The organism is Kouleothrix sp. 19917 (genome assembly GCF_057073505.1).
The window spans coordinates 2,663,714-2,677,072 of record NZ_CP097099.1; the positions used below are offsets into that span (position 1 = coordinate 2,663,714).

The 13,359-nt window shown below is 64.2% G+C and carries 12 protein-coding genes; 8 read left to right on the top strand and 4 right to left on the bottom strand.

Annotation, left to right across the window (positions count from 1 at the left end; all coding sequences use genetic code 11):
- Window positions 1-76: 76 nt before the first annotated feature.
- Window positions 77-1,606: a trimethylamine methyltransferase family protein gene (locus M1P90_RS10815; RefSeq protein ID WP_483702631.1), complete on the top strand. Its 1,530-nt coding sequence runs from the start codon at window positions 77-79 to the stop codon at window positions 1,604-1,606.
- A gap of 850 nt (window positions 1,607-2,456) precedes the next feature.
- Complete coding sequence (gene solA, locus M1P90_RS10820; RefSeq protein WP_483702633.1) at window positions 2,457-3,635, top strand: N-methyl-L-tryptophan oxidase; 1,179 nt, start codon at window positions 2,457-2,459, stop codon at window positions 3,633-3,635.
- A gap of 196 nt (window positions 3,636-3,831) precedes the next feature.
- Here the strand turns inward: solA (M1P90_RS10820) and M1P90_RS10825 are convergent, their stop codons facing one another.
- The 3 genes from M1P90_RS10825 to M1P90_RS10835 are packed head-to-tail and all read right to left on the bottom strand — an operon-like array spanning window position 3,832 to window position 5,206.
- Window positions 3,832-4,062, bottom strand: coding sequence for an indolepyruvate ferredoxin oxidoreductase subunit alpha (locus M1P90_RS10825; RefSeq protein ID WP_483702634.1), 231 nt, complete (start codon window positions 4,060-4,062; stop codon window positions 3,832-3,834).
- Between the two features lie 53 nt (window positions 4,063-4,115).
- Entirely contained in the window at window positions 4,116-4,961 is an 846-nt protein-coding gene (locus M1P90_RS10830; RefSeq protein ID WP_483702636.1) for a ferric reductase-like transmembrane domain-containing protein, read from the bottom strand.
- Between the two features lie 17 nt (window positions 4,962-4,978).
- Window positions 4,979-5,206 (bottom strand): hypothetical protein, encoded by a 228-nt coding sequence (locus tag M1P90_RS10835; RefSeq protein ID WP_483702637.1) that lies wholly within the window; start codon window positions 5,204-5,206, stop codon window positions 4,979-4,981.
- Window positions 5,207-5,571: 365 nt separating this feature from the next.
- Between M1P90_RS10835 and M1P90_RS10840 the strand changes: the two genes are divergently transcribed.
- The 4 genes from M1P90_RS10840 (at window position 5,572) to M1P90_RS10855 (ending at window position 9,790) form a co-directional block, all read left to right on the top strand.
- The gene (locus M1P90_RS10840) at window positions 5,572-6,366 is read left to right on the top strand and encodes a PhnD/SsuA/transferrin family substrate-binding protein (RefSeq protein ID WP_483702638.1); all 795 of its coding nucleotides are present in this window, start codon (window positions 5,572-5,574) and stop codon (window positions 6,364-6,366) included.
- A 75-nt stretch (window positions 6,367-6,441) separates the two neighbouring features.
- A complete protein-coding gene (locus M1P90_RS10845; RefSeq protein ID WP_483702640.1) occupies window positions 6,442-7,077 on the top strand; it encodes a hypothetical protein in 636 nt (211 codons plus the stop codon).
- Window positions 7,078-7,100: 23 nt separating this feature from the next.
- Window positions 7,101-8,261, top strand: a complete 1,161-nt coding sequence (gene solA / locus M1P90_RS10850; protein WP_483702641.1) for an N-methyl-L-tryptophan oxidase — start codon at window positions 7,101-7,103, stop codon at window positions 8,259-8,261.
- A gap of 158 nt (window positions 8,262-8,419) precedes the next feature.
- Complete coding sequence (locus M1P90_RS10855) at window positions 8,420-9,790, top strand: hypothetical protein (RefSeq protein WP_483702642.1); 1,371 nt, start codon at window positions 8,420-8,422, stop codon at window positions 9,788-9,790.
- 222 nt (window positions 9,791-10,012) lie between these two features.
- On the opposite strand, the gene M1P90_RS10860 is transcribed toward M1P90_RS10855, so the two are convergent.
- Window positions 10,013-10,846, bottom strand: coding sequence for a DeoR/GlpR family DNA-binding transcription regulator (locus tag M1P90_RS10860; protein ID WP_483702643.1), 834 nt, complete (start codon window positions 10,844-10,846; stop codon window positions 10,013-10,015).
- Window positions 10,847-11,000: 154 nt separating this feature from the next.
- Between M1P90_RS10860 and M1P90_RS10865 the strand changes: the two genes are divergently transcribed.
- Together M1P90_RS10865 and M1P90_RS10870 are read left to right on the top strand one after the other, a co-directional pair.
- Entirely contained in the window at window positions 11,001-12,038 is a 1,038-nt protein-coding gene (locus M1P90_RS10865; RefSeq protein WP_483702644.1) for an amidohydrolase family protein, read from the top strand.
- A 115-nt stretch (window positions 12,039-12,153) separates the two neighbouring features.
- Complete coding sequence (locus tag M1P90_RS10870; protein WP_483702645.1) at window positions 12,154-13,185, top strand: SIS domain-containing protein; 1,032 nt, start codon at window positions 12,154-12,156, stop codon at window positions 13,183-13,185.
- Window positions 13,186-13,359 lie beyond the last annotated feature (174 nt).

A 13,359-nucleotide genomic window follows, 5' to 3' on the forward strand; every position in this document is an offset into this window, starting at 1 on the left:
AGGCAAAATGCACGACGTTGAAATGCGAAATTGCGCACAACGCTCAAACGTAATAATACATCAAGAAAGAAACATTATGACAACCCGTGCCGCCTCCGACCGCCGCAACGCGCGGCGTGAACTGCGCAAGCGCTCGCCGCTGGAGCAGCTGCCGTTTCGCCAGCTGCGCAACAACCTGCCACCGATTGAGATGCTTTCGGCCGAGCAGATCGAGCAGATTCACGAAACGTCGATGCGCATCATCGAAGAAATCGGCCTCGACTTCCTCGACGACGAGGCGCTCAGCATCTGGGAGCAGGCCGGCGCGAAGGTCGACCACGCCAACCAGCACGTGTGGATCGACCGCAACCTGCTGCTCGACGCGGTGGGCAAGGCGCCGGCCGAGTTCACGCTGCGCGCGCGCAACCCGGCCAAGAACCTGCGCGTGGGCGGCAACAATATTGCCTTTGTCAGCACCAGCGGCACCGCCTTTGCCGCCGACCTCGACAATGGGCGGCGGCCCGGCACGCTCGCGGATGTGCACAAGCTGATGAAGCTGGTGCATATGTGCAACCCCATCCATGTGCTCGAAAGCCAGATCACCGAGCCGCAGGACATCCCAGTGCAGATGCGCCACCTTGAGCGCGGGCGCGCAATCTTCACGCTGAGCGACAAGCCAGTGGCGCAGGCCGCCCACGGCCGCAAGGTCGCGTCCGACTGCCTGGAGATGGCGGCGATCGCGTTCGGTGGCATGGATGCGTTGCGGCGCGAGCCAGTGTTCGCCGCGATTGTGAACGCGAACAGCCCGCTGCGCTGGGACACCAGCATGATCGGCGGCATCCTGACCTACGCGCGCGGCGGACAGCCACTGGTAGTCACGCCCTTCATCCTGGCCGGCGCAATGAGCCCAATCACGATGGCCGCCGCCGTCGCGCAGCAGAATGCCGAGGCGCTGGCTGGAATCGCGCTGGCGCAGATCGTCAACCCCGGCGTGCCGATCATCTACGGCGGCTTCACCACCAACACCGACATGACCAGCGGCAGCCCGGCGTTTGGCACGCCCGAGGGCGCGTGGGCCTTTTTCGCCGGTGCGCAGCTGGCCCGCCGCTATGGCCTGCCCTATCGTGGCTCGGGTGGCCTGAACACCTCGAAGGTGCCCGACGCGCAGGCCGCCTACGAGACGCAAATGTGCCTGTGGCCCACGGTGATGAGCCACACCAACTGGGTGCAGCACGCCGCCGGCTGGCTCGAATCCGGCCTGGTCGCCTCGTTCGAAAAGCTCATCCTCGACGTCGAGGGCCTGGCGATGATGCAGCACCTGTTTGGCGGCGTCGAGGTCAGCTCCGACACGCTGGCCTTCGACTCGATCAAGGCGGTCGGGCCGGGTGGGCACCACTTCGGCACTGAGCACACGATTGGGCGCTACCAGACCGAGTTCTACCGCCCGATCATCAGCGACCGGCTGAGCATTGGGCAGTGGGAAGACGCCGGGCGGCTCGACGCGGCGCAGCGCGCTAACCGCATCTGGAAGGAGCTGCTGAACGCCTACGAGAAGCCGCCAATCGACCCGGGCGTGGAAGAGGCGCTGAATGAGTATGTGGAGCGGCGCAAGCGCGAGTTGGTGTAGCGCTCGGGCCGCAAGCCCGTTTGCTCGGGCCGCAAGGCCGCTGGAGTGCGCTTTTCAGCGTTTGCGCGTGTGCAAGGCTGATTGCTCGGGCCGCAAGGCCGCTGGAGTGCGCTTTTCAGCGTTTGCGCGTGTGCAAGCCCGTTTGCTCAGGCCGCAAGGCCACAAGAATGCTCTTTTTTGGTGCCTGCTCGTATTCAAAGCAGTTTGCTCGGGCCGCAAGGCCGCTGGAGTGCGCTTTTCAGCGTTTACTCGGGCCGCAAAGCCGCAGGAATGCGCTTTTCAGTGTTTGCTCGTGTGCAAGGCTGATTGCTCGGGCCGCAAGGCCGCTGGGGCTCCCGCCCCAGCACCCCGGCCGGGGCTTTCGCCCCTGGACCCCAAATTTGATGTGGTCAGCGTTTCAAATTTTGTGTGTCATGCCTCCGTTATGCTTAAGGCCGGCAGCATAAGAATAAGTCATTCGCAGCGTGCAGGCCTTTTATACAGCCGTGGCTCTTTCGTCCGATGCCAGCTTTGTGGCACAACGGAGGCATGACAACGAGCAATTCATCTTGTAACGTGCAAGCCTTTCAATTCAGTTTGGCTATCTCGTTCGATGCCTGCTTTCTGGCATAACGGAGGCATGACAACAAGCCTTTCGCATGTTTACCACGCTCTTTTTGGGGTCCGGGGCAATGCCCCGGCGGCGAGGTGCAGGAGGCCGGCGGCGGCCTCTTGCCGCGGGGCGCGGGGGCGCGTAGCCCCCGACAGGCATTCGCCGCAAGGCAAACGTAAGGGCACGGGGCCGCACAGGCCCCGACCTATATGGGCGTATGCGATACGCCCCCAAACGAGCCGAAATAGAAGGGTACCAATGAAAACCGCCTACGAATATATCGTCGTTGGCTGCGGCGGAATTGGCAGCGCCGCCGCTTACTGGCTCGCGCGCATGGCGGGCAGCGAGGTGCTTGGCATCGAGCAGTTCGCGCTGGGGCACGACCGCGGCGAGTCGCAGGATCACTCGCGCATCATTCGCCGCGCCTACCACACCCCCGCCTACACGGCGCTTACCGGCGCGATGTACGCCGCCTGGGCAGCAGTCGAGGAAGAGTCGGGCGTGCGGCTGCGAACGATTACCGGCGGGCTCGACCTTGAGCTGGTGGGCGCGGGCGGGCAGCAGTATATCAACCACTACGCCGACTCAATGCGCGCGGCTGGCATTCCCTACGAGGCGCTCAGCGCCGCCGAGGTGATGGCGCGCTGGCCGCAGTTCAGCCTGCCCGACAGCGTGCAGGCGCTGTTCCAGCCCGAAAGCGGCCTGGTGGATGCGCGCAAGGCCAACGCCGTCCACGCCGCGCTGGCACGCGCGCGCGGCGCGACCATCCTCGCCAGCACGCCCGTGCGCGCGATCACGCCCGTGCCGGATGGCGCGGAGGTGCACACCGACGCGGGCACGTTTCACGCCCGCCGCGTGGTGGTGACCTCGGGCGCGTGGAGCAATCAGGTGCTGCGCGAGGCCGGCATCAACCTGCCGCTCACCGTGACGCAGGAGCAGGTCACCTACTTCCAGCCACAGCAGCTGCGCGATTTCGCGCCCGAGCGCTTCCCGATCTGGATCTGGCACGGCGGCGCGCGCGATTGCTTCTATGGCTTCCCCATCCACGGTGAAGTGGCGATCAAGGCCGGGCAGGACGTGGGCGGCGATGTTGTGACTGCCGACACGCGCACATTTGACGTAAACCCGCGCTCGCGCGCCGACCTGCAGCGCTTCATGGAAACCTACATCCCAGGCGGCGCAGGCAGCGAGCTGTACACCAAAACCTGCCTGTACACGCTCACACCTGACCGCGATTTTATCATCGACACGCTGCCCGAGCACCCGCAGATTGCGGTGGCGATTGGCGCGGGCCACGCCTTTAAGTTCGCCAGCCTGATCGGCCAGATTCTCAGCCAGCTTGCGCTTGAAGGCGAGGCAGCCTACCCGCTCGACACCTTCCGGCTCGACCGGCCTGCGCTCACCGACCCGAGCTTCCCGGCGTCGTTTATGGTGTAGCCTGCTGCGTGGGGGTTAGGGGTTAGGGTTTGGTGATTACAATGCGGAAATTCTTTCCTGATTTTCGCGCCGCTTTCTTGACAATGCACTAACCCGTCGCGTGAAGTTTTGCCGCGAAGACACAAAGACACGAAGACCAAAGAAGGTAAGTCTTTGCGTCTTCGTGTCTTTGTGGCAAAGTTGGAAAGGCGTAATTCTAGAAATAGGCCCGGTTCTTCTCAGCGTAGCCGCGCATCTCGGCGGGCAGCGCGCGGTCGGCAAAGATCGCACTCACCGGGCACTCGGCCTCGCACGCGCCACAGTCGATGCACTCATCCGGGTTGATGTAGAACTGATCGTCGCCTTCGTAGATGCAATCGACCGGGCAGACCGACGAGCAAGCCGCGTTTTTGGTTTCGATACACGCTTCGGTAATCACGTAGGCCATGGAAGTCCTCCTTGCAGTGAAGTTGAAGTGAAGTTGAATGGACGCGCAGGCGATTACGCTTCCGGCTGTGCGGCAGGTGCTTTGCTGGCCTTGGCAGTTTTGCCTGCTGTGGCAGTTTTGCGCGCGGCCCATAGCCGGTGCGCCAGCAGCGCCAGCAAAATCGCCATGCTGCCGATGTAGAAGCCAGATACCCACCACGATGGTGTGTCGGTGCCGGCGGCCATGCCGTGCGTGAGCGAGAGCAGGAACGACACAAAGCTCAGGCTGTGAATGGCGCGCCAGAGTTTGTGGCCCAGCCGCGCCCGCACGAAAAAGCTCAGGCCGACGATCAGCATCAGGTACAGCCCGATCTTGCCGGCCAGGCCCATCCAGAACGGGCGGTAGCTTGAACCCCAGAAGGGCAGCAGCCCCGACGCGATCGTGTAGCCAAGCGCGGCGTTCCCCAGCAGCGAAAGCACATGCAGCAGCGTAAAGCCGATGCCGAGCAGGCTGACATACTGGTGCACATCGACTGCTGCCGGGCCGCCCGGCCACATGCGCGCCAGCTTGCTGGTGATGCTGATGCCCAGGGCCATCGACAGCCACAGCAAGGTGTAGGCGACAAAGCCACCCATCCGCGCCAGCATCAGGTAGCCGGCGGGCGTGAGCGAGGGCACCGGGATCGGGCCGGACGGCGCCCACATTGGCAGTGTGGCCAGCAGCAGAATACTGCTGACGCTGGCGAACGCCACCACGCGCACTACGCGCAAACCGAGCGGTATGGGAATGGGTTCGATGGTCGGCGGCGTGGTGGCTGGGCGCGCGGGCGTTGGCGTCGTGGCCCGCCCTTTTGCAGTCGGCGTGACTGCCGGCGTAGCGGCTCGCCCTTTCGCGGGCCGCGCAGTTGTTTGCAAAGCCATAAGAATGCTCCTTCTCGCTAGCGCGACGGCTGAACCTGCTGAACAACCACGGCGGGCTGGCGGGCCAGCGCCGAGGTATCGGGCAGTTCAACCAGCGCGTAGGTGGTAAACTGAACCAGCGACTCGGAGCGGTGATTGAGTGCTTCGCTGCCGCCAATAATCGCGGCAAGCGCAAACACGACAATCATGATTTTCGAAAGAATGACGCGACGGGTTGGACGCTTAGCAGGGCGTTGTGCTGGCATACTGTTTTCCTCCTCTTTCCATCGGCCAGTGCGGGCGCTCTTGATACATGTCGTGGCGAGTGCGGTTTGGGTTATGGCCACAAACATTACACGCACATCACTGACCGTTTCGGGCAGGCGGATGATCGCTCCCCGATTAACCACTTTTTAACCAGGGCAACCATACCATGTGCTGATACACAGCGTCTAGGCAAGGATGTTCGGCACATGCCCATCTCGGCGGTCAGGAAACGGCTGGGCTTCGTAGCACACGTTTATCGCTTTCTCATGCGCTCAATCGCGTTTACAGAGTTGTTGCTCGGCACGCTGCCCAAGTGTCAAAAGTATTTCCGCCCGTGCCAATACACGCTGTATCAGGGGGCACAATGCAACCTTTCACGATTGTTTCACTCCTGGCCGAAAACGCCCGCCCGCTCCACCACGCCATCGCGCGCTACCTGAGCGAAGAAGCGGGATTGCCGGCGCAGCTGGTGGAAGGCGTGACATGGCAGGAACAGGAGCGCATGCTCGACACGGGCGCGGCCGACGTGGGCTTTTTGTGCGGCCTGCTGTACACGCAGAAGAATACCCATTTGGCGCTTTTGGCTGCGCCGGTAATGGCCGCGCCGCGCTACGCTGGCAGGCCGATCTACTATTCCGACGTGATCGTGCCGGCAAGCAGCTCGTTTGGGCGCTTTGCCGACCTGCGTGGCGCGCGCTGGCTGTTCAACGACGCAGGCTCGTTTTCGGGCTATGCCGTGCTGCGCGCGCACCTGGCCGCGCTGGGCGAAACTGGCGATTTCTGCGGAAGCACGCAAGCCTCGGGCGGGCACATCCGCTCGCTTGAAATGGTTGCCGCCGGCGAAGCCGACGCCGCCGCAATCGACAGCACCGTGCTCGACCTGGAGCGCGCACGCCAGCCCGAGCTGGTTGCGCGGGTGCGCGTGGTCGAGACGCTTGGCCCGCACAGCATCCCGCCCGCCGCCGTGGCGCGGCATGTGCCGCCCGCCATGCAGGAACGTTTGCGCGCGGCGCTGCTGGGCATGCACACCACCGAAGCTGGACGGCGGGCGCTGGCGCTGGGCCAGCTGGCGCGATTCGTCGCCATACGCGATATCGATTACAATGATGTGCGCGCCACCGCCCTCGCCGCCAACCAGATCGTTTTCCGGCCACAATGATGTGCGCGCCATGCCCGCAAAGCAGCGCTCAACCTGTTTCACCAAGACCGTGAAGCCTGTGAATGAGGTGCAGCTATGACCATGACCGAACTGGCCCGCCTGAATGCCACCGAGGAACTGCCCGGCCGCACGTTCACCAACCCCCAGCACAGCCACGCCGACGCCACCATTCTGCGCTACATGCGCCAGCGCCTGCTCGAAACACTGCGCGACGCCGACATTGGCCCGAGCGACCCGCTGAGCCGCGAGCTGTACATCCAAACCGTGCCCGAAGACGGCGCGCGCCTGCACCGCATGGTCATCCTTTCACGCGCCGCGCTGCTGGGCAGCGTTGAGCTGGCACTGGTGGGCTTTTTCGGCAGCAAGCGCGGCGATGCCAGCCCGGCGATTTTGCAGGATGTCGACACCGAGCTGCTGCAGGAATTCCTGGTTCATACTTACGTGCTGAGCTATAGCTCGCTGGAAATGCCTGACGGCAACTGGGCAAATATGGTGCTGCTCGAACATACCGAGGGCATCGAGCACTGGCGGGCCAGCCAGAAGCACGCCTATGTCGCACGCGACCTTGCGCCGCAGTTCTACAGCTCGATTCGCCTGCACAACGGCATGCTGCCGGGCGGGCTGTCTACTGGGCCACTTGAGCTGCACACCACCAAATACTATGAATATGAGCTGGCCGGGCGCTGGCAGGCCATCCGCAGTTTCCGCTAGCACTTGAAAGAAGGAAGCGACGCATGGGCACGACCTACGATGTTATTGTGCTCGGCCTGGGCGCGATGGGCAGCACCACCGCCTACCAGCTTGCCGCGCGTGGCCAGCGCGTGCTCGGGCTCGAACAGTTTCTGCCCGCACACGACCAGGGCTCCAGCCACGGGCAGTCGCGCATCATTCGCCTGGCCTACCTCGAAGACCCCGGCTATGTGCCGCTGCTGCTGCGCGCCTACGAGCTGTGGGAAGCGGCCGAGCACGAATCGGGCGAGAAGCTGCTGACCCTGACGGGCGGGCTGATGCTTGGCCTGGCGAACAGCCGCGTGTTCAGCGGCAGTGTGCGCAGCGCCAACGAATACAATCTTGAGTTCGAAATACTTGATTCGACCGAGATCAACCGGCGCTTCCCGCAGTTCACGCCCGGCCCGAATATCAAGGCGCTGTACGAGCCGCGCGGCGGCGTGGTCTTCCCCGAGGCCAGCATCAACGCCCACCTCAAGCTGGCCGCTGCGCACGGCGCGGAGCTGCACTATGAAGAAACCGTGCTCGAATGGGAAGCCACGCCCGCAGGCGGCGTGCGCGTAACAACTGATCGTGGCAGCTACGAGGCCGAGCGGCTGGTTGTGACGGCGGGCGTGTGGGCGGGCCGCCTGCTGGCCGACCTGAATCTGCCGCTGCACGCCCAGCGCAATGTGCTGTACTGGTTCGAGCCAACCGGCGACCCCGCGCCTTTCCACCCCGACCGCTGCCCGATTTACATCTGGGAAGGCGAGGAGCGCATGTCGTTCTATGGCTTCCCGATGCTGCCCGGCACACCGTATGGCGTGAAAGTCGCCTTCCACAATTTCGGCCCCGAGTGCACGCCCGAAACGATTGACCGGCAGGTACACGACGAAGAAGTGGCGCGCATTCGCGGGTGGATGGCCGAGCGTGTGCCGGCGGTGGCGCAGGGCAAGCTGCTTGCGACCAGCACCTGCATGTACACGCTCACGCCCGACCAGCACTTCCTGATAGATCTGCACCCGCGCTATCCGCAAGTGGTCATCGGCTCGCCCTGCTCGGGCCATGGCTTCAAGTTCGCCAGCGTCGTCGGCGAAATTCTGGCCGACCTGTCAATCAACGGCGCGACCCGCCACGCGATTGATATGTTCAAGGTTGCGCGATTTCTCGGAACCAGTGGGCAGTAGGCAGGTTTTAGTTTTGAATGTTGAGTGTTGAATGTTGAGTTTCCATCAACTTTCAACCTCAGGCTTGCAACATGCTAACCTGCAACTAGCAGGCGTATACGATACGTCTCGGCAGCAACCTGCAACCTGAAAACCTGTAACCTGAAAACCTGAAATCTATGCCAACACTCCAGCAACGCATTGGCGCAAGCAGCATCGGCCTGGCCGGCATCGACGGCTGCTGGTGGCTGCCCGCCGCCCAACCATTCGCGCTGCCGGTCGCGCTGGCGGATGAGCTTGCAGCATTTGGCACAGCGTGCTTCGCGCTGTTCGATGCAGTTGGCGTGCTGTATCGCACGCCAGCGGGCCGCGAAAGTGGCCTCGATGCGCTGCTGGAGCACAAGGTGCCGCCCGATCTGCTGGCACAGAACGCGCCCGCGCCGGTGCTGGCGCTGCGCCCCGACTTCCAGCTCTGCCCGCTCGACGGCCCGGCGCGCTACCGGCTGGCCGCCACCGAGCTGGAAATCTGCCCTTCGGCGCAGGGCTACGCGCACGCCATGCAGCGCGGCTACGGCCTCGCGCCCGACCTGGCAGAAGCCTATGCGCACCTGCTGGCCGGCCGCGAGCTGCTGATCGTTGCCACCGCGCAGTGGAGCGAATTCCTCTGGGATCAGCTAGCCTTCTGCCGGGCGCTGGCCGAGCATGGCGCGCGTGCCCGCGTGCTGCTCGACATCCCCCTGGCCGAACTGATCGAGCGCGTGCGCAGTGGCGCGGTGTGGCAGCCGCCCATGTTTGGCATTCCCACGCGCCCGCCCGATTGGGACAACGACATCCCGGCACGGTTACTGGGCCACAATCTGGCGCAGTTCCTCGACCCGAGCGCGAGCTGGCCCGCCGACGTAGGCGACGCGCTCCTGTTTCGCTTTGGCTACCTCGAATGCTTCAGCCCGGCGCAGCGGGCGCGTATGCGCGAGTGGCAGGCACGCGGCGCGCAGTTCGTAAACCCGCCAACTTTCTACCTCGACAGCAAGGTTGTGATGGCCGCGCTTGGCCTGCCCGCGCTGCGCCAGCGGCTTGAGGCTGCCGCGCCCGGCGCGCTCGCCGCCCTCGACCGTGGCCTCCCCGAAACGCGCGTGCTGCTGCCCGAAACCGTGGCGCAGCTGCGCGCCGAGCAGAACCAGTGGGTGATCAAATACGCGGGCTTCGACCGGGGCGAGCAGGCGTGGGGCGGGCGCAGCCTGGCGATTGGCGCGCAGCACACAGCCGCGCAGTGGGCCGCATTGCTCCGAGCAAGTTTGGCGCTGCCGTGGCCGGTGGTGGCCCAGCGCAGCGCGCCGAGCGCGCGCATTGATATTCAGTATGAAGGAGCAAACGGTCAAGCCGAAACATTCCACGGCACCACGCGCCTGCGGAGTTTTCTGCTGCGGGAAGCGGGCGGGGGCGCGACAGTTACTGGCACGCACCTGACGGTCGCGGGCGCGGCGGTGCGCGTAGCCGAGGGCGTGGATACCGTGCAGGCACCAGTGCTGTTTGGCGGGGAGCAGAGCTAACAAGCCACGGAGCGCAAACAGGATAACCGAGAGAATCCACAGATTACACAGATTACACAGATTTTAGGCGTGTGTGAGCCATAGTACAGCGGTTTGCAGAACTATTGACCATTCATATAATGCAACTGCCTCCTGCCGACTGCAAACTGCTATAAAACCCTTCGTGCCTTCGTGTCTTGGTGGTAAAAAAGGCAATCCCGCAGCCGTACATTACTGTGCTTTCTACTCGCCGGCCGGCGCGACCACAACATTTATGCCCAGGCGGCGCAGCTCGTCGAGCAGATCAGGCGGGGCAAGCTCGCTGGTGACCAGGGTATGAATCGCGGTTGCCGGCGCGATCACGACGGTGGCGACCTTGCCGAGCTTGCTGTGGTCGGCAACAACCACGAGCTGCGGCGCGCAGTGGAGCATCGCGCGGTCGACCGAGGTTTCCAGCCCGTACTCGTTGCTCAGGCCCTCGGCGGCGCTCAGTGCGCGAATGCCCATAATCACCTTGTCGGCGCGCAGCTCGCCAAAGGCGCGCTCGGTCAGGTGGCCGATCATCGACTGCTCGGTGCTGCGCAGGAGCCCACCAGTCACGACCACCTCGATGTCGGGCAGGTCGGCCAGCAGCGCGGCGACGTTGAGCGCGTTGGTGATCACGCGCAGGCCGCGGCGGCCGGCCAGGGCGCGCGCCACTTCCAGCGTGGTGCTGCCCGAGCCAAGAATGATCGTTTCGCCGTCGCGCACTAGCTCGGCCGCCGCCGCGCCAATGCTGCGCTTTTCGGCGGCGTGCTCACCCGCGCGGCGCAGCATGGGCAGCTCGGGCTGAGCGCGCTCGTGCGCAACCGCGCCACCGTGGGCGCGGCGCAATGCCCCCAGCGCGTCGAGCTTCTCCAGGTCGCGCCGAATGGTGGCCTCGCTGACGCCAAACTGCGCGCTCAGCTCCTCGACGGTGGCGCGGCGGTGGGCCTGAATAAATGCGACAATCTGCGCGTGCCGCTCGATATTCATGGTCATTGGCGTGCCTGCACTGCAATGCGATTCTGGCGCGGCCAGCACTTTGGGATTCTGCATGGATGGTTGAATTGTAGCCGGTGGCCGATGCGAAGTCAAGCCGTTCGGATGCGCGAATGCGCAATTTCAATCAAAAACGCACATGCCCACGCTTGACATCCGCATAAACACGCATTATAGTGAAAACACCCATTCTGCCTGCCTGGAGCTTGCCATGCTGCTTTCGGAGTATCGCCCGCGCCCCGCGCTGGTGACGCGCGCGACCCGGATCGAGCGCCCGCGCTTCCCGGTGATCGACGCGCACAACCACCTCGGCCCCGAGTTTGGCGGCGGCTGGGACGACCGCCCGCTCGACGAGCTGCTGGCCGCAATGGATGCCGCCGATGTGCGCGTGCTGGTGGACCTCGACGGCGGCTGGGGCAACGATATTTTCGAGCGGCACCTGGCGAAATTCAAGCATGGCGCGCCCGAGCGCTTTCGCGTATTTGGCGGCGTGGACTGGGCGGCCTGGCCCGCGCACGGCGATGAGTTTGGCGCGTGGGCAGCCGAGCAGTTTCGCGCGCAGGTGGCGCGTGGCGCCGAGGGCCTGAAGATCTGGAAGCCGTTTGGCCTGCATGTGCGCGACCAGCACGGCGCGCTGGTGCGCGTGGATGATGCGCGGCTCGACCCGCTGTGGGCGGCGGCGGGTGCGCTCGACGTGCCGGTGCTGATCCATGTGGCCGACCCGGTGGCGTTTTTCGAGCCGCTCGACGCGACCAACGAGCGCTGGGAAGAGCTGCACGCCCACCCCGACTGGCACTTCCCCAGCCCGCCATTCCCATCGTTTATGTCAATTATGGAAGGGCTGGCCGCGCTGGTGGCCCGCCACCCCAGCACCGATTTCATTGGCGCGCACGTCGGCTGTTACGCCGAGAACCTGGGCTGGGTTGGCGCGCTGATGGAGCGCTGCCCGAACTTTTATGTCGATATCAGCGCGCGGCTAGGCGAGTTGGGCCGCCAGCCCTATAGTGCGCGGCGCTTCTTCACCGAGCACGCCGACCGGGTATTATTTGGCATCGACGTGGGCGCGGACCTTGCGACCTACCGCACCTACTACCGCTTTCTCGAAACCGACGACGAATATTTCAGCTACGACGGGCAGGATGTGCCGGGCCAGGGCCGTTGGGCGATCTATGGCGTGGCGCTGCCCGACGATGTGCTGGAGAAAATTTACTTTCGCAATGCTGAGCGCGTGATTCTGCGCAAAAAATAGCATTTTTGCGACTAGCCAATAGCATCCACAGATTACGCAGATTACACAGATTTTAGCTTTCAGCTCTTGGTTCTTTGTGCTGAAACCGGTGGATACGTAAAAGGAACAGACACCCATGCCACCATTCAACGACTATACATGGAATGAAATTCAGTCGCAGCCCGCGGCGTGGGACGCCACGCTGGCGCATATGCTTGCACAGGCCGACACGCTTGCGGCGTTTTTGCGCACCAGCGGCGCCGAGCAGGCCGTCTTCACCGGCTGCGGCTCGACCTACTACCTGGCCGTGGCCGCCGCCGCCGCGCTGCGCGAGATCGCGGGCGTGCCCGCCGTCGGCCTGCCGGCCTCAGAGGTCTGGCTCAACCCGCAGGGCAGCTTCCCGACCGACGCGCGCACCGTGCTCATCCCCGTCAGCCGCTCGGGCGAGACGACCGAAACGCTGCGCGCGGTAGAGGCGTTTCGCGGGGCCGGGCGCGGCCCGGTGCTGACCTTCTCGTGCTACGCCGACCGCCCGCTGGCGCATATGGGCGACCTGAACATGGTCATCGCGGCCGGGCAGGAGCAAAGCATTGCGCAGACCCGCGCCTTCACCACGCTCTACCTCGCCACGCTGGCGCTGGCGGCGCAGTGGGGCCAGCGCGCCGACCTCGTGGCCGACCTGGCCGGGCTGCCGGCAGCAGGGCAGGCGCTGCTGCGCGAAAGCGCGGCGCTGGCGCACACGCTTGGCGCAGAAACGCCAATCGACCGCTGCTTCTTTCTTGGCTCGGGTATGCGCTATGGCCTGGCCTGCGAAATCAGCCTGAAAATGAAAGAAATGTCGCTCAGCGAAAGCGAGCCCTTCCACTTCATGGAATTCCGCCACGGCCCGCAGTCGATGGCGCGCGCCGGCACCCTGATTGTCGGCCTGCTTTCCGACAGCGCGCGCGCCCATGAGCAGGCCGTGCTGGACGAAATGCGCGCGCTTGGGGCGCACGTGGTGGCGGTTGGCAGTGGCGCGGCCGAGGTGGCGCTGGCGAACCTGCCCGAAGTGGTGCGCGGGCCGCTGTATTTGCCCTTCGGCCAGATGCTGGCCTACGAGCGGGCGATTTCGCGCGGGCTCACGCCCGACCAGCCCAGCCAGCTCAGCGCCGTGGTGAAACTGAGCTAGAACCAATACCTGGCGAATTGCGAACATTTAGGAGCATTTACCACCAAGACACCAAGACACCAAGATTTTGAAATACTCAGGAACCTTGGTGCCTTGGTGTCTTGGTGGTTACTTAAAGCGTAGTCGAGCTACTGCCCAGGCCACGGTTTCACGCCGTGATCGTTTGCTGATGAA